The sequence below is a fragment of the Nevskia sp. genome, from assembly GCF_023266035.1.
Lineage (GTDB): Bacteria > Pseudomonadota > Gammaproteobacteria > Nevskiales > Nevskiaceae > Nevskia.
This window is the reverse complement of record NZ_JAHFRY010000113.1, coordinates 1-15,822: the sequence shown is the minus strand read 5'-3', so window position 1 is coordinate 15,822 and position 15,822 is coordinate 1. Positions and strand designations below refer to the sequence as shown.

Genomic DNA, 15,822 nt, shown 5'->3' with positions numbered 1-15,822 from the left:
CGTGCGGTAGAAGGATTCGGTCTTGGTGCCCGACTGGGTGCCGGCCAGCACCGCCGAGGCGAGCCCGCCGGACACATAGGGCTCGGCCGCCGACAGGCGCATCAGATCGGCAGGCTTCAGCGGCGTGTCCCAATCGAGCCTCGGCTGCACAGCTTCGCTCTTGCCGGCGCGCAGATCGGTGGTCACCGCGTCGATCAAGGTCCAGCGGCGGTCCTCGTACTGGGCCCGGGTCGCGACCGTGCGGCTGATCAGGCTGCCGGCTTCGTCGCGACGATAGATGCGCACGCCATCGAGCCGCTTGCCATCGGGCATCACCTGCTCGAGACCAACCACCGAGCCATTGGTGCGCAGCCACAGCAGTTCGGTATCCGGATCCTTGTCCGGCGACGGCGGCAGGCTTGCCCACCAGGCGGTCAGCGCATTCTGGGTCTTCGGCACGATCGCTTCGGCGAGCAGGCCATGGAGCAGCACGATCCCGACCACCACCGGCAGCAAGGCCAGCAGCACCCGGCGGAACGGCAGGCCGGCGGCGCGCATCGCGCAGATCTCGTTCTGCCGTGACAGGGTGGAAAAGCTGAAGATCGCACCGAGCAGCGCGGCCAGCGGAAACGCCTGCAGCAACACGCTGGGCGTGCGCAGCAAGCTGTAATAAGCGATGCCGAGCATGCCCTGGCCACGGCTCAGGATGTCGGTGGAGGACTCGAGCAGATCGAGCACCTGGAACAGGCCGCCGAGCCCGCAGACCACGGCGAAGCAGCGCATCGCCAGCATGCCGCGCAGATAGCCACCGAGCGAGCCGCCCAGGAACAAGGTCCTCACGATGAAGCTCGCCTGCGCGGCCGCAGGCGGCTGACGATCGCGCCGACGAAGTCCTCGACGGCCGCGACGACGCGAGTCACCGGATTGTCGCCCGGCCGCGACAGGCTCTGGCTGTAGATGTAGCCACACAGCGCCGCGAACAGCAGCCACGGCGTCCAGACACCCGCCAGCGCATTGACCTTGCCGGATTCGGCCAGGCTTTCGCCGAGCTGCAGGCCGTGGTGGAACAGCAGCATCAGCACGGCGGCGACGATCAGGCTGGCGGTGCGCTTGCCGCGCTTGGCCGACATGCCGAGCGGGATCGCCAGCAGCGGCAGCAGCGGCAGGGACAGGGTGCGGGCAATGCGGCCGTACAGCTCGCCGGCGATCTTCGCCGGCGTCAGCGGTGTCGCTGGGTCAGGCAGACCACCGCCGAGCAATTCGGGGAAGCTCAGCTCGCGCTCGTTGCCGCCACGGGCGCGGAACGGCGGCGCATCCGGCGTGAACGCGGTGTTGCTGTCGAGGGTGGCGAAGTGCACGGCCAGCAGGCCGGCGCCGGGACGATCGCGATAGTGATCGCCACCGACCAGGCTCAGGGTCAGACGGCTGCCGTCGTCGGACGGCGTCAGCGCGCCGGTTTCGCCGGTGGTCAGCTCTTCCCGGCCGGCGACTTCGCGGCGGATGAACACGTGGCGCAGGCCGCGGCCGGTCTTGTCGACTTCATCGGCGGTCAGCATGTAGCCGCTGCCGGCGCTGGCGAAAGTGCCCGGTTGCAGCCGCGCATCCCAGCCGGCATTGAGGGCCGAATACATCACCGCGCGGTAGTCGTAGCGCGAATACGGCTGCAGCCAGCCGAACACCCAGGCACTGAACACCGCGAGGACGATCGACACGGCAAGAAACGGCCGGGTCAGCCGGGCGATCGACTGGCCACCGGCGAGATAGGCATCGAGTTCGTTCTCGTCACCGAGTTTCGAGACGACCACGAACAGCGCCACGAAGAACGCCGCCGGCAGCGCCAGGCCGAGGTAGTACGGCACCAGATTCAGCACCAGCTTGAACACCGCCGGCAGCGCATGGCTGTTCTCGGCCAGGATGTCGAACAGCCGCAACAGACGCTCCAGCAACAGCGCGATCAGCACCGTGCCGAGACAGAGCAGCAGGGTCGGCAGCAGCTGCCGCAGCAGGTAGCGGTCGAGGATCGTCGGCATCAGCGGACAGCCGTTCCCGGCCAGCGGGCGCTCAGCTCGGCGCTCAGCGTTTCGAGCTGCGCATCGCTCAAGCTGACCGCTTCGGCCAGCGCCGGAGGGTTCGGCCAGCCGGCGTCGGGAAAGCTCAGGCCGTCGTGCTCGCGGGTTCCCGCGTAGCGCGGAATGACGTGAAAGTGCACGTCCGGGTCGACCATCATCAGCATCAGCCAGTTGATCCGCTCATAGCCGGTGAACGCGGCGAGCAGGCGCTCCACGCCTTGCGTGACCTCGGCCAACTCAGCGAACGCCCGGGCACTGATCGCCGAGAACGCCGTCACCGGTTCCTTGCAGACCACGACCAGGCTGCCGAGCGTCGGCTGCCTGGGCCGCAGCTGCACGGTCCAGCAAGCGGTCTCGGCGACCCGGGAACGGGGCCAAGCGAACTTCAGCGCGGTGGGATTCGGCATGCGGAGCGGGCAAAAACGATGGACAAGATTAGCTTGTGCAGCCCTTGACCGCGACCAGAGGCCTAGACGATCCGGTAATGCGCCGTCGTGACGAAGGCCGCTGCCGCCGGCAGCCAGCGCCGCGCGGTGACTTCGATCGTCCAGCGGTCGGCGTCCCGGGCCAGGCCGATCAGATTCCAGCGGGCGCCCTCGTCCTTGGGATTGGGGATCGCCGAGATCGATGGCACCCCGAGCACCGGCACCAGCCCAACCGGCCCGCGGATCGGATCGAAACGGGCGTCGCGGGAATGGCCGTGGACGACCAGCTCGGCACCGCAGCCAGCGATCACTTTGCGGAACGCGGCACGATCCTCGAGCGCCTTGCGGGCGCGGACAACGCCATCGGCCGGCGGGTGATGGAGCATCACCACTCTGGCCAGGCCGTCGCGCTGCGAAGCCAGCAGCAGTTCGGCGAGCGCATCGAGCTGGGCGGCTCCGAGCCGGCCGCTGGCAAAGCCGGGCGGCGTCGACACGGCAGACGACAAGCCGATGATCGCAACCTCGCCGCGCACGCGACGATACGGAAAGTGGCTGGCGCTCACCGAGCCCATCTCGTCATCGCCGCGCATCCACGGTTGCCAGAGCGCCCAGCTCTCGGCCCAGGGCACCGGCACCAGCGCATCGTGATTGCCGGGCACGATCGACAGGGTCTCGGTGCTGGCGAAACTGGCCAGCCAGCGACCAGCGGCTGCGAACTCGTCGGGCAGAGAAAGATTGGTGATGTCGCCGCTGCACAGCCAGTGATCCGGCGCATGGGCCTGGATGTCGGCGATCGCCGCCGCGAGCAGCTCCGGCCGCTGCAGGGCGCCCCGCCCGCGCGCCCAGGACCAGCGGCTCAAGGAGCGCTTGGAAAAGCGTTCCGCCAAGCTCGGCGGCGCCTCGGCGTGGTGCAGGTGCGGATCGGAAAAATGGGCCAGCCGGAACATGGTTCTTGATCGTTGCGAAGTGAGGCGGCGCGCGGCTTGAAATCGCGGCCGGCGCGACCGTCAGACCCTGCCGCTTTGCACCATAATACGGCGCTTTTTCACGGCAGCTTTTGATGAATCCCCCCGAATCCCCGCGCCAGCCCCTGCGCCCCTCGCCTTCTGCGCCCGCCACGCTCGCCGTGGTCATCGGCCGCAATCCGACTCGCCTCTGGGGCATGAGCTCGACCGAGCGCCTGAACCGCAGCCTGAAGATCGCCGGCATCAAGGACATCCGCAGCTTCGATCGCCTCGGCGACTTTGCGGGTGGCACGGCGCTGGTCGTGTCCAACGACTGGGTGTTCGACGTGTCGATCATCAAGGGCATGGCGACCCGGCCGAACATCGTCGTGCTCGATCCGCAGACCCAGCGGCCGGTCGCCGCCCATGTCGATGCAGCCCAGCTATCAGCGGCGATCGCGCTGATCGAACAGGGCGAAGCTGCGCTGCTGCCTGGCGTGCAGCAGCTATCGGCCGAGGACGTCGGCGGCAACTACAACCACGAGCTGCGCAAGAAGGAATCGCCGTATCTGCTGCGGCTGACGCCGGAAACCCTGGCCGCCATCGAGCGGCGCATGTTCAGCGGCAGCTACAAGGGCGTCACCGATTTCGTCACCAAGTTCTGGTGGCCGCGCCCGGCGGAAGTAGTGACGCGCTGGTGCTCGCACGCGGGCATGAGCCCGAACCAGGTCACCCTGATCGGCTTCTTCGCCGTGCTGATCTCGTTCTGGGCGTTCTGGAACGGCCACTACCTGCTCGGCCTCGCCAGCGGCTGGCTGATGACTTTCCTCGACACCGTCGACGGCAAGCTGGCCCGCGTCACCCTGACCTCGTCGAAGTGGGGCAACGTCTTCGATCACGGCATCGATCTGATCCATCCGCCGTTCTGGTGGTGGGCCTGGATCGTCGGCCTCGTCGCCTACGGCACGCCGACGCCCTACGCCGATCTGGCGCTCTGGGTGATCCTGATCGGCTATGTCGTGCAGCGGCTGCTCGAAGGCATCTTCATGTCGCTGTTCGACATGCACGTGCACGTCTGGCGGCGCTTCGACAGCTTCTTCCGCCTGATCACCGCGCGGCGCAATCCGAACCTGGTGATCCTGACGCCGTTCGCGCTCGCCGGCCGGCCGGATCTCGGCATCCTGCTGGTCGCGCTGTGGACAGCGCTGAGTCTGGTCGTGCACACCGTGCAGATCCTCCAGGGCCTGGTCGCCCGCCGTCACGGCCCGTTGCGGTCCTGGCTGGCGGCATGATGCGGATCGGCCTGATCCGCAACCCGAACAGCCAGCGCAACCGCCGGATCGGCGATCGCCTGGGCGAAGTCGTAGTGCCTCGGCAGGTCGAACTGCTGCGTATCGACGCGGCGACCGCCGACGACGTGCCGGCCGTGGTTCGCGAATACGGCGCGCGCGGCGTCACCCATCTGATCGTCGACGGCGGTGACGGCACCTTGCGCGAAGCGATGACCGCGCTGCCGCCGGCGTTCGGCACGCGGCTGCCGACGCTGAGCCTGGTCGCCGGAGGCAATGCCAATCTGGCGACCTCCGATGTCGGCGGTGCCGGTCATGGCCCGCAGGCACTGCAACGGCTGCTCGATGCCCTGGCCAACGGCCAGCGCGGTCATGTCGAAGAGCGGCAGCCGATCGAGCTGCGCTGGCCGGATGGTTCGCGGCCGCCGGTGCTGGGTTTCTTCGTCGGCGCGGCGGCGTTCTACAAGGGCTGGAAGCTGGCTCTCGGCGCCGTCCACGATCGCGGCTTCATGCACGGCCCGGCGGTGGCCGCAACGATGGCCGGCGCGCTGTGGCAAACAATGGCCGGAGGCCCACGCAGTGACTGGCAGGCCGGCACCATGATGGGCATCGCCGTCGATGGCGCGCCGGAACGCGAAGGCGCACGTTTCCTGTTCCTCGCCACCAGCCTGCACAGCCTGTTCAACGGTCTGTGGCCGTTCTACGACCATGGCGACTCGCCGCTGCGCTGGCTCGATATCGATGCGCCGCCGCCGCGCTTCGTGCGCAGCCTGCCGGGCCTGCTGCGCGGCAAGCCCAGCCACTGGATGCGCCACTCGCATGCCTATCGCAGCGGCGGCGCGCAATCGCTGGCGCTGCGTCTGCAGGCGCCGCTGGTGGTCGACGGCGAGGCTTACACCGCTGGCCCGTATGGCCTTGTCGAACTGCACACCGGCCCGCGCATCGCCTTCTATTCGCCGAGCCCCGCATGAGCCCGAATTCCGCTCGCCAGGTACTGCAGTCGGCCATCGCCGATGAGCTTTCGCTGCCCTTGCCGGCGGCGATCCATCAAGTCGCCGCGATGCTCGCCGAACGCGGTCATGGCGCAGCCGTCGCCGTGCTGTTCTACGGCTCGAATCTGCGCTCCGGCGAACTGGATGGCGTGCTCGACTACTACGTGCTGGTCGACTCGCTGCGCAGCTGGTACGGCAAGCGCCTGCCAGCCGCCGCGAACCGGCTGCTGCCGCCAAACATCCTGTATCTGGAACCCGAGGTCGATGGCCGCAAGCTGCGCGCGAAAGTCGCGGTGCTCAGGGCCGACCAGTTCCGGCGCGGCATGCGTCGCGGCGGCCTCGACACGACGATGTGGGCGCGTTATTCGCAACCGGCCGCGCTGGCCTGGAGCCGCGACGCCGCTGCCCGCGAGGACGTCATCAACTCGATCAGCGAAGCGGTGATCAGCGCCGCCGGCTGGGCCGCCCGTCTGGGCCCCGAAACCGGCCCGGCCGGGGATTACTGGCAGGCGCTGTACAAGCGCACTTACAGCGCCGAGTTGAGAGTCGAGAAAGCCAGCCGCACCGACAGCCTGATGGCCTTCGGCGGCGATCGCTACACGACCCTGCTGCCACTCGCCTGGGAGGCCGCCGGCCTGCCCTACAAGACGAGCGAAGACGGCTCGTCGCTGACCCCGCAGCTCAGTTCATCTGATCGGCAGTCGGCAGGCGCTGGCTGGGCGCTGCGCCATGGCCTCGGCAAGCCGCTGAACTTCGTGCGCCTGGTCAAGAGCGCGTACACCTTCGATGGCGGCGTCGACTACCTGCTGTGGAAGATCGAGCGCCACAGCGGCGTCAAGATGGAGCTGACGCCCTGGCAGCGGCGCCACCCGATCCTCGCCTCGCCACGTGTGCTCTGGGAGCTGCGGCGACGCGGGGCGATCCGGTGATTGCCGGCATGGCGCGATGCGCATCCTGTATCTGATCAATGGCCTGAACGGCGGCGGCGCCGCGTTTCCGGTGCCGGAACTGATCGCGACCGCTCAGCGTCATGGCGACACGGTGAAAGTGGTCGCATTGATGCCGCAGGATCGCCGCGCCGCCGAGCGCTTCGATCGCGCCGGCCTAGCCTGGAGCCTGATCGGCAACGGCCCCGCGGACATCCTGCCGAGCTTCGGCAAACTGCTGGCACTGCTGCGCAAGGATCGTCCGGACTTCATCTGGACCTCGCTGAGCCGCGCCTGCGTCTACGGCCAGATCGCCGGCCGACTGCTCGGCATTCCGGTGCTGAGCTGGCAACACAACGCCTTCCTGAAGCCCGGCAATCGCCTGCTGCTGCGACTGACCGGCCGCTGGGCGGCGCGCTGGGTTGCTGACTCCGAAGCGGTGGCCGCGTTCACCGAGGAAACGCTCGGCGTGGCACCCGGGCTGATCGACATCTGGCCGATCTTCCGCGCGCGCAGCGATGCCCCGCAGGCGGTCGCCTGTGCCGCCGCAGGCCGGTTCCGGATCGGCAGCCTCGGCCGACTGCATCCGAACAAGCGCTTTGATGATCTGATCGATGCCGCCGCCTGGCTGCGCGACCAGCATCCCGCGGCGGCGCGACGGCTGGAAATCCTGATCGGCGGTGAAGGTCCGGAAGCGGCGGTACTCGGGGCGCGAATCGAACGGCTCGGTCTCGACAACGTCCGGCTGATGGGCTTCATCGATCAACCCGCCGCGTTCCTGGCCAGCCTGCACGGCTATGTCCAGCCCTCGCATCACGAAGGCATGTGCATCGCTGCCCACGAAGCGATGCAGGCGGCGCTGCCGGTGGTGGCGACGCCGGTCGGCGAGCTGCGCCGCAGCGTCGTCGACGGTCAGACCGGGTTCATCGTGCCGGTGGGTGATCCGCCAGCGCTGGCGAAAGCGCTGCTGGCGCTGGCCGATGATCGTGCGCGCTCAGTGCAGATGGGTCTGGCGAGCCGGGAACGGGTCATAGAACACTTCGGCGCCGCCGCGTTCGATCGCAGCGGCTATGCGGTGCTCGACAAGATGGCGACGATCGTCGCGGCGCAGCAGCGCTGAGCGTTCAGTCGTCCGTTGCTGGCACAGCGCCAACCGGCATCGTCGACGGATGGACCATGCGGCTGTAGCCGGACATCGAGCGATCGAAGATGAAGTGGCGCAGTACACCGACCCAGGAATCGTAGGACTTCAGACCGTTGTACGACTCCGGCGCGATCGCCCGCAGTTGCGGCAGCTTGTACCAGGGCACGGCCGGGAAATCATGATGCTCGTTGTGGTAGCCCATGTTGAAGCACAGCTTGTTGAGCGGCCCGTAGTACGAGTAGGTGTCCTGCCCAACGGCAGTGACGTGATGCTCCTGAATCCAGCGCCCGCCAAGTGGGTGCAAGCCCAGCGCGAACAAGGTCGACAGCGCCAGATAGCCGAGCGCGGCCGGGCCGATGAACGCGTAGATCAGCGCATCGACGATCAGCACGGCGATCAGATTGCCGATCACCCAGCCGTCCCATAACGAAACACCGCGCAAGGCTTTCAGCTTCATCGGCCGCAGCGCCTGCGATACCGGCAACAGTGCCACCCAGGCGGCCTTGCGCCAAGCGGAGTTGCCGATCAGTTTGGCTTCACGGTGACTGATGATGTCCGGGTCCATGTCGTACTGGCCCAGATAGCGGTGGTGATGCAGATGGAACTTGCGGAAGCCCATCGCCGACGGCAACACCAGCGCGAAATCGCAGAGGATCGCGAACAGGCGATTCAGCGTCTGCGACTTGAACACCAGCGCATGGGTGCACTCGTGGATCATCACGTACAGCGCGTGGTTGATGAAGGCACCGAACAGGAAGGCGACGGCGATGAACACCCAGGCCTCGAAACTCTCCGCTTGCGTGGCGACCAGCCACTGCACGCCGACCAGACCGACGATCCACAGCGCCGACAGCGGATTGCGCGACATCAGCGCCCGCACCTCGGGATGTTTCGCGGCAATCTCGCGACGACGATGAACGTGGGAAATCGGCTCGTCGACGTAGATGAAGTCACTGCTCATGGACGACTCATGGGGCTTTACGACCTGAACAAAAGATAAAGAGGACGTTCAGGCGATGAGCCTAGTGTCCACATAGGGCCGAAGCATAAGCCGTTCCGCGAACGCGAGGATAGCGTCCTTGCCCCGCTGCGCCGACGGGCGATCACCCAGATCGAAGCTGTAGCGGAACAGTTCGAGCTGCGTGCCGCGGTAATCATCATGGCTTGCAAAAGCAGCATCGACCGCAGTTTCGATACCTTCGGCCGAGCGGATTACCGGGCCGGCGGTCCAGTGTCGGTAGTTCGGATCCTGCTGCCAGATGCTGCGATGAGCATCGAGGAACAGGCAGGGCCGCGGCTCGTGCAGGAACTCGTAGACCTGGCTCGAGGCATCGCCGAGGTACAGATCGGCGGCACAGGTGTAACTCATGTCAACGCTGCGTTCACTGCCAAGATCGATGTGGATGTGCGGACAGTTGCGATAGATCTGGGGAATTTCGCCCGGCCGGTCGATGCGCCAGTTCTGCAGCGATACCTGGAACTGTTTCTTGAACAGCATCACGTGCGGGGCAAAGATCAGGTTGTAGCGCGTCGACTTGCGAAACGCTTCGAGCACCTGCAGGCCTTCGATGTACCAGGACGACAAATTCGGCGAGCAGTGCGGGTTATAGAGCACGGTCGGGCGATCGTTGTCGAACAACTTCAGCCGAGCGCCACCTGCATGCAGATCGAATTTCGGATAACCCGTGATCGCGTAACCGTCTTCGTGCAGCAGGCCCGCTGCGCGCAGGCGATCGCGAATCTTCGGCCCGGACATCAGCACCAGATCGAATTGGCCGCTGGCACGATCGAAACCGACTTCGCGATCACCGGCGCCGTGCCGGGTATGCACGAACTTCAGATGCTTGAGGCCGAAGCGCGAGCGCAGGATCAGGCTGGTCTTCTCGGGCACCACGAGCACGTCCATATCCCGGAAGGCACTGCGGTGCTGCCACAAGGTCATCAGCCGCGTGAACGGCAGCAGCCGATCCAGATGCCGGCCGACGCCACGAAAACCATCGTCGAGGCTCAGCAATCGATATTCGACGCGAGTGCCGGGATAAGCGCTCGCGAGACGCTGCAGGTAGTCGAGCTGACGCTGGTCGGAAGCCAGCAGGACCACTGGCTGGCCGGAACGTGCTCGGCCCAGCTCGAAAGCGATCGGCGCGCTGTGCGCGATCTGGTGCAGATGATCGTGATTGAACAGAAACCCGATCTTCACTTCGCCTTTCGGGAAGGAATTTTCTCTTTCGTCAATCATGCTCGGCCTCCTGTGCCGCAACAAAAAAGGCCCGGAACTCCGGGCCTTTAACGTAGCGACCGAACGCTTACGGAATCATTACAGAGTCAGTGATCGCTTCCGATCCTGCTCGGAGTCCGTTCAGCGAATGCCGCCAGAAGCCAGCATCGCCACTTCCGCCAGCGGCGGCGCGCTGATCGGAGTCGAGACACGCTTGCGGGTCGCGGTGTTGACCAGCGGCGGCAGCACGCCCAGCTGGCGGCCAACCGCTTCGAACAACTGCACGGCACGATCAATCTGGGCCGGGGTGTGCACAGCACTGATGCTGGAGCGCAGCAGCGGCGCCGGTGTCGGCGTGGCTGGCGGCAGCGCCAGGTTCAGGTAGAGGCCGCCTTCGAGCAGACGATTCCAGAACTCGACGGCGAGCGGCGCATCGGCCACTGCGACGGAGACGATCGGGCTGCACTGCGGGCCGACGGCGAAACCAAGGTTGCGCAAACCGTAGTACAGGCGTTCGGCATTCTCGTGCAGACGCTTGCGCCGCTGCGGCTCTTCCTGCATGCGGCGCAGGGCCATGATCGTCGATGCCATCACCGACGGCGGCAGCGAAGCGGTAAACATATACGGACGGCAGGCGACGCGCAGGATGTCGAAATCCTCGACATTCGAGACGCAGAAGCCGCCGACGCTGCCAAGGCTCTTCGAGAACGTGCCGACGATGAAATCACAGTCGGCCTCTACCCCGGCTTCCTCGGCCAAACCACGGCCATTGGCACCGAGCACGCCGAGCGAATGCGCCTCGTCGACCATCAGCCAGGCGCCCATTTCGCGCTTCACTTCGGCGAATTCACGCAAGGGCGCGACATCACCCAGCATCGAGTAGATGCCTTCGACGACCACCAGCTTCTGACCCGGCTCATTGGCCAGGCGCTTCAGGCGCTTGTGCAGATCGTCCGGATCGTTGTGCCGGAAACGAACCACTTCAGCATGGCCGAGGCGGGCACCGTCGTAGATGCTGGCGTGGCTGTCGGAATCGAGCAGCAGGTAATCGCCCTTGCCGGCGAGCGTCGACAGCATGCCCAGATTGGCCTGGTAGCCGGTCGAGAACACCATGCAGTGCTCACGATTGAAGAACTGCGCGAGACTTTTCTCGAGCGTGCGATGCGTGCCATAGCTGCCGTTGGCAATGCGCGAACCGGTGGTACCGGTGCCATGAGCACGGACGGCGGCAACCGACTCTTCGATGCAGGCTTCGTCGAAGGTCAGGCCCAGATAGTTGTTGGTACCGAGCAGGATCGTCTTCCGGCCGCGATACATGCCCTCGGTCGAGGACAGCATGCCTTCAAAGACCATTTCGAAAGGATTCTGACCCACCGAACGCAGTTGGTCATAGGTCTGCCGTAGCGGGGCAAACTTCGAAAGTATGCTCACTATTTCATTTCCTTCCGCGCAGTTCATCAACAACCAGCGCCAGATCGCCGAGGGTTTCCACCTCGGCAACACGGTCCAGCGGGATGACGATCTCGAACTGGTCTTCCAGCGACATGATGAAATCCATCACGGCCAGCGAATCGAGTTGAAGATCCTTGACGATATTGGTCGTCGGCCCGAGCGGCATCGGCTTTTTCAGCAGCTTCCGCAAGCTCTCAATGATTTGCGCTTGCGTGTCGCGCACAGTCTCAGTCATCAGCCGTTGTTCCTCATTGATTGCGCCCGTTCAACGCGGCTTACCGATGTAAGCCACCGGTGGCCAAGCGCGTGAATCGGCGGATTGTAAAGCAACGATAACGAGTTTGTCATAGCGCGTTCACGTGCCCGCTCAGCTACCACAAACCCACCTGAACCTCGTTCTTCTAAAGCCAGCCCGCCTGCCGATACCACTGCGCGGTACTGGCGAAACCCGCCAGCAGGGTATGTTGCGGCGGTGCCGACTGCTCCCGCAACAGCTCGGTTTCCGGTACCGCCCAGTCTTCATGCAGCAATTCGCGAATCTTGCCGGCACTGATGATGTCCGATCTGCCGATCAGTTTGGCGATAGCGCCAACACCGCCGCCAACGCCGCGCAACAGGCCGGCTGGCAGCTGAAAATAGGTCGGCGCCCGGTTGCCAACCGCCACTGCCGCCGCTCCGAGAATCTGCTTCCAGCCATACCCATCAGGACAGGCATCGGTGATCGACTGCACTTTTCCGGTCGGTTCACTCACCGCCCGCACGGCCAATAATTCCGCTGCATCAGCCACATGAACTAGCGAAATCCGTGCCGCAGGCTTGCCTGGCAGGGGCACGAAACGGCGCGACGCCAGTTCGAAGAACACCATTGTTTCGCGATCGCCAGGGCCGTAGATCGCCGGTGGCCGAATCACGCTGAGCTTTTCCGCACCCAGCACCGCGAAGGCAACTTCTTCGCTTGCCCGCTTGCTCGCCGCGTAGCCGGACAATTCCGGATGGCGTGCCGCGAGGCTGGAAACGTGAACCAGATGAGCCTGAGGCGCAGCTTCGACCATGGCCTCCGCCAGTGCCCTCGTGCCGTCGCGATTGACCCGCATGAACGCTTCATCGCTATACGCCTTGATGGCTCCGGCCAGATGCAGCACGGCGTCGGCGCCAGTGACCAGACGACGTAGCGCAGCAGGGTCGTCCAAGGCACCTAGCACGACCTCCGGCGCTGCATCGCCCCAACTGGCATCGACCGGTTCACGACGCGCCAGCAGGCGCAGCTTGCAGCCGCGGGCCAGCAAAGCGGCAACCACGTGGCGACCGAGAAAACCAGTCGCCCCCGTCACTGCGACCGTGAACGAACCGCGGGCAGTGCCGCTGGTCAACTCGAGGATACCGGCGCCGCGGCGACGAAGCTGCCCTGCAGATACATCGTTTTTGCCTTCGAGCGGCTGAGCTTGCCCGATGAAGTGCGCGGCAGCGTCCGCGGCGGCACGGTCACGACATCGGTCTCGACGCCGTGACGCAGGCGCAGCACACCGGCCACTTCCTTCTTCAGGTTGTCGCGCGTTTCATCATCGGCCGTCCGGAACTCGACCAGCACCACGATCCGCTCCGAACCGCCGTCATCGACCGATACTGCCGCGACGTCGCCGCTGCGCAGCGATGAGACTTCGCGCTCCACCGTCCATTCCAGATCCTGCGGCCAGATGTTGCGGCCGTTGACGATGATCAGATCCTTGGCGCGGCCGGTGATGACGATCTGGCCATCACGGAAATAGCCGAGATCGCCGGTATCGAGCCAGCCATCGGCCGCCAGCACCGCCTCGGTGGCTTCCAGCTGGCCGTAATATCCCTGCATCATGCTAGGGCCACGGGCATAGATGCGGCCAACCTGACCCGTCGTCAGCAGCGTGCCGGACTCGCCACGCACTTCGAACTCATGATCCGGCAGCGCCGGGCCGCAGAGCACGAAATCGCGACGGCGCTCGGTGCTTGCGACGGCCGGCACGGCGAGGTTCTCGCGCTCCAGCCGCTCGCTGTCCAGGGTATCGAAACGGATGCCCTGCCCGGCTGGCGCAAAGCTCAGCGCCAGCGCCGTTTCCGCCATGCCGTAGCTCGGCACGAACGCCGAGGCCTTGAAGCCGCGCACGGCGAACTGTTCAGCAAATTTCGCCAGCGGCTCCGGGCGCACCATGTCGCCACCGATGCCGGCACCGCGCCAGGACGACAGATCCAGCCCTTCCGAAGACGCGGTTTCCGCGCGCCGTGCCGCCAGTTCGTAGCCGAACGACGGGCTGTACGACAGAGTGCCGCCATTGCGCGTGATCAGCTCCAGCCAGAGAAGCGGCCGGCGGGCGAAATCGCGCGTCGCGAACATGTCGACCGAGATCTGGCAGGCCAGCGGCGTCAGCAGGAAGCCGATCAGCCCCATGTCGTGATACAGCGGCAGCCAGGAGCTGCAGCGATCGGTCGGGCCGATTCCCAAGCCATGGCAGGCAATGCCGTAGACGTTGGCGATCAGCGCGCGCTGCGTCACGGCAACGCCGAGCGGAAAGCGTGTGCTGCCGGACGAAAACTGCAGATAGCAAAGATCTTCCGCGCCAACGACCGGCAACTCGCGGCCGTCGTCCGGATCATCCTTCAGCTGGTCCAGGATGCCGGACACTGCGAGGTTCAGACCATCGACCGCTTCGGCCAGCCATTCGACCAGCGCCGCCGGCGCAAACGCGGCCGAAGCGTCGGCAATCTCGATCATCCGGCGGATATGCGCGACATAGGCCGCGCGGCCGCCGAAAGCAGCCGGCAGCGGCAAGGTCGTCGGCACCAGGCCGGCGTATTCGCAAGCAAAGAAAGCCCGGGCGAAATCGCCGTCGGACTCGCCGATCAAAGCCACGCGCTGTCCCGGCTTGAGGCCGCGGGCCAGCAGCTTGCGGGCCAGCACCAGGCTCTGCTCGCGCAGCTCCCGGTAGCTCAAGGCTTCGAGCAGGATGCCTTTGCCAGAGTAGATATTGATCCCGGTCACGCCTTGAGCCGCGTAATCCAGGGCCTGGGGCAGGGTTTCGAAGCCAGCGGGGCGGTATTCGGGAAGTCCGCTCGCCGTCGGAGTGGGCTGCAGCATTATTAGAGTTCTAGGGAATTCAGGAAGGAAGGACGCTGTGCGCGCTGTGCGTTTCGGGTACTACCTGTCACAGCAGTAAGTGTACCAACCGGCACCAGCGGTCAGTCACCCTTGGGTAGTTCTGTCCGGCGATACCACCTCAGCACCAGCCATAGCTGACCGCCGAGCATCAGCGCGGCGCCGATCACCGCCGCCACACCGGCACCGATCAGGCCGCCATGAATCGTCGCCCAATACAGCAACGGCAAATAGGCCAAGGTCACCGCCAGCCGCATGCGGAATGCGGCGCCGGCGCCGCCGGTCGACATCAGCAAGGGCTCCAGCGGCAAGGCCCAGAGACTGACGACCGAAGCCCCCAGCAGCCACAGCAGCACATCCTTCGCGGCGACGAACTCCTCGCCGACCAGCAAGCGCAACGCCGGCTCGCGGATCAGCGCGGCGATGATCAGCAACACGGACGCGGCACCACCAGCTGTCAGCGCCAATTGGCGGACCAGTCGTTTCAGCATCGTGTGGTCGCGCGCCGCTGCCAGCCGTGCCAGTTCCGGATACAGCGCTGGCACGATCAGCTTGGCCGGCTTGGCAACAGCATCGCCCAACTGCTTGGCGACCCGGAACAGCGCGGCATCGCGGGCGCCGAGCAACGCGCCGACCATCAGGGTGCCGATATGCGTGAAGGCCAGCGCCAGAGTCGAATTCAGGTTGGTCGACCAGACAAACGACCAGATCCCTGGGAAACCGTCGGTCAACGAGCCTTTCACGTAAAGCTGGAAACCTTCGAGCGCACCACGCGCCTTGAGCGTGCCGTGAGCGGCCGCGAACAGAAAGATGAAGGCGATCACCTGCCCCAGAAACCAGATCGCTAGGAACACGTCGAGCCCGGCATTGCAGTACCAGGCGATGCCGGCGCCGATCACGCGCACCCAGGAATCGATCGAACTTTGCCAGGCCAGCAGATCAAAGCGATTGAGCAGCCGCAGCGTCCCGGTCGGCGTGGCACTGACCATGAACACGATGACCAGCGAGTAAGCACTGACCTCCGGCGAGATCGCTGCCGGCCACCCCAGGGAACTTCCGATCAGCTGCACGCCGAGCAGCGCGATCATCACGCCACCGATGCCACTCAGGCCGTCGAGCAGCAGGCTGAAGCGCAGCACCCGCTGGAACTCACCGGGACGCCCGGCCTCGAACGGCGCCGTGCCGTACTGCAGCAGCGCCTGCCAGGACTGGAATTTCGCGATCTCGCCGATCGATTGCACATAGGCGTGCACCAGGATC

General features: G+C 65.6%; 15 protein-coding genes. 4 read left to right on the top strand and 11 right to left on the bottom strand.

Translation table 11 applies throughout. The features are described from left to right. From Q0D45_RS16295 to Q0D45_RS16280, 4 genes are all read right to left on the bottom strand, one after another. Window positions 1-819 (bottom strand): LptF/LptG family permease (locus Q0D45_RS16295; protein WP_293395069.1); only part of this gene is annotated, 819 nt, incomplete at its 3' end. After that, the gene (locus Q0D45_RS16290) at window positions 816-2,009 is read right to left on the bottom strand and encodes an LptF/LptG family permease (RefSeq protein WP_293395066.1); all 1,194 of its coding nucleotides are present in this window, start codon (window positions 2,007-2,009) and stop codon (window positions 816-818) included. The genes Q0D45_RS16295 and Q0D45_RS16290, both read right to left, overlap by 4 nt. After that, a complete protein-coding gene (locus tag Q0D45_RS16285) occupies window positions 2,009-2,455 on the bottom strand; it encodes an HIT family protein (protein ID WP_293395063.1) in 447 nt (148 codons plus the stop codon). The genes Q0D45_RS16290 and Q0D45_RS16285 overlap by 1 nt, the downstream gene beginning before the upstream one ends. Window positions 2,456-2,517: 62 nt before the next feature. Beyond that, the gene (locus tag Q0D45_RS16280; RefSeq protein ID WP_293395060.1) at window positions 2,518-3,420 is read right to left on the bottom strand and encodes a metallophosphoesterase; all 903 of its coding nucleotides are present in this window, start codon (window positions 3,418-3,420) and stop codon (window positions 2,518-2,520) included. Window positions 3,421-3,533: 113 nt separating this feature from the next. Here Q0D45_RS16280 and Q0D45_RS16275 point away from each other — a divergent pair, with 113 nt between their 5' ends. Genes Q0D45_RS16275 through Q0D45_RS16260 form a run of 4 tightly spaced genes read left to right on the top strand, consistent with a single transcriptional unit; the run spans window position 3,534 to window position 7,744 of the window. After that, complete coding sequence (locus tag Q0D45_RS16275; RefSeq protein WP_293395057.1) at window positions 3,534-4,709, top strand: CDP-alcohol phosphatidyltransferase family protein; 1,176 nt, start codon at window positions 3,534-3,536, stop codon at window positions 4,707-4,709. Then, on the top strand, window positions 4,706-5,677 hold the full coding sequence (locus Q0D45_RS16270; RefSeq protein ID WP_293395054.1) for a diacylglycerol kinase family protein: 972 nt from the start codon (window positions 4,706-4,708) through the stop codon (window positions 5,675-5,677). Before Q0D45_RS16275 ends, Q0D45_RS16270 begins: the two co-directional genes overlap by 4 nt. Then, entirely contained in the window at window positions 5,674-6,627 is a 954-nt protein-coding gene (locus Q0D45_RS16265) for a hypothetical protein (RefSeq protein ID WP_293395051.1), read from the top strand. The genes Q0D45_RS16270 and Q0D45_RS16265 overlap by 4 nt, the downstream gene beginning before the upstream one ends. Before the next feature lie 16 nt (window positions 6,628-6,643). Beyond that, window positions 6,644-7,744, top strand: coding sequence for a glycosyltransferase (locus Q0D45_RS16260; RefSeq protein WP_293395049.1), 1,101 nt, complete (start codon window positions 6,644-6,646; stop codon window positions 7,742-7,744). 4 nt (window positions 7,745-7,748) lie between these two features. Here Q0D45_RS16260 and Q0D45_RS16255 read toward each other — a convergent pair whose 3' ends face one another. The 7 genes from Q0D45_RS16255 to Q0D45_RS16225 all read right to left on the bottom strand — a co-directional run. Next, window positions 7,749-8,729 (bottom strand): fatty acid desaturase, encoded by a 981-nt coding sequence (locus Q0D45_RS16255; RefSeq protein ID WP_293395046.1) that lies wholly within the window; start codon window positions 8,727-8,729, stop codon window positions 7,749-7,751. 48 nt (window positions 8,730-8,777) lie between these two features. Further along, window positions 8,778-10,007, bottom strand: coding sequence for a hypothetical protein (locus tag Q0D45_RS16250; RefSeq protein ID WP_293395043.1), 1,230 nt, complete (start codon window positions 10,005-10,007; stop codon window positions 8,778-8,780). Window positions 10,008-10,127: 120 nt separating this feature from the next. Further along, window positions 10,128-11,417 carry a pyridoxal phosphate-dependent aminotransferase family protein gene (locus tag Q0D45_RS16245; protein ID WP_293395042.1) on the bottom strand — a complete coding sequence of 430 codons (1,290 nt, stop codon included), beginning with the start codon at window positions 11,415-11,417 and terminating at the stop codon, window positions 10,128-10,130. A gap of 4 nt (window positions 11,418-11,421) precedes the next feature. Next, the gene (locus tag Q0D45_RS16240) at window positions 11,422-11,661 is read right to left on the bottom strand and encodes an acyl carrier protein (protein WP_293395040.1); all 240 of its coding nucleotides are present in this window, start codon (window positions 11,659-11,661) and stop codon (window positions 11,422-11,424) included. Window positions 11,662-11,839: 178 nt separating this feature from the next. Continuing rightward, a complete protein-coding gene (locus tag Q0D45_RS16235; protein WP_293395072.1) occupies window positions 11,840-12,769 on the bottom strand; it encodes an NAD(P)-dependent oxidoreductase in 930 nt (309 codons plus the stop codon). Window positions 12,770-12,804: 35 nt separating this feature from the next. Next, complete coding sequence (locus Q0D45_RS16230; RefSeq protein ID WP_293395038.1) at window positions 12,805-14,544, bottom strand: fatty acyl-AMP ligase; 1,740 nt, start codon at window positions 14,542-14,544, stop codon at window positions 12,805-12,807. Window positions 14,545-14,645: 101 nt separating this feature from the next. Next, on the bottom strand, window positions 14,646-15,822 hold a 1,177-nt coding region (locus Q0D45_RS16225), incomplete at its 5' end, for a hypothetical protein (RefSeq protein WP_293395036.1).

Coding starts and splice junctions, on each gene's coding strand:
- Q0D45_RS16290 (WP_293395066.1), bottom strand. CDS start 2,009: ATGCCGACGATCCTCGACCGCTACCTGCTGCGGCAGCTGCTGCCGACC.
- Q0D45_RS16285 (WP_293395063.1), bottom strand. CDS start 2,455: ATGCCGAATCCCACCGCGCTGAAGTTCGCTTGGCCCCGTTCCCGGGTC.
- Q0D45_RS16280 (WP_293395060.1), bottom strand. CDS start 3,420: ATGTTCCGGCTGGCCCATTTTTCCGATCCGCACCTGCACCACGCCGAG.
- Q0D45_RS16275 (WP_293395057.1), top strand. CDS start 3,534: ATGAATCCCCCCGAATCCCCGCGCCAGCCCCTGCGCCCCTCGCCTTCT.
- Q0D45_RS16270 (WP_293395054.1), top strand. CDS start 4,706: ATGATGCGGATCGGCCTGATCCGCAACCCGAACAGCCAGCGCAACCGC.
- Q0D45_RS16265 (WP_293395051.1), top strand. CDS start 5,674: ATGAGCCCGAATTCCGCTCGCCAGGTACTGCAGTCGGCCATCGCCGAT.
- Q0D45_RS16260 (WP_293395049.1), top strand. CDS start 6,644: ATGCGCATCCTGTATCTGATCAATGGCCTGAACGGCGGCGGCGCCGCG.
- Q0D45_RS16255 (WP_293395046.1), bottom strand. CDS start 8,729: ATGAGCAGTGACTTCATCTACGTCGACGAGCCGATTTCCCACGTTCAT.
- Q0D45_RS16250 (WP_293395043.1), bottom strand. CDS start 10,007: ATGATTGACGAAAGAGAAAATTCCTTCCCGAAAGGCGAAGTGAAGATC.
- Q0D45_RS16230 (WP_293395038.1), bottom strand. CDS start 14,544: ATGCTGCAGCCCACTCCGACGGCGAGCGGACTTCCCGAATACCGCCCC.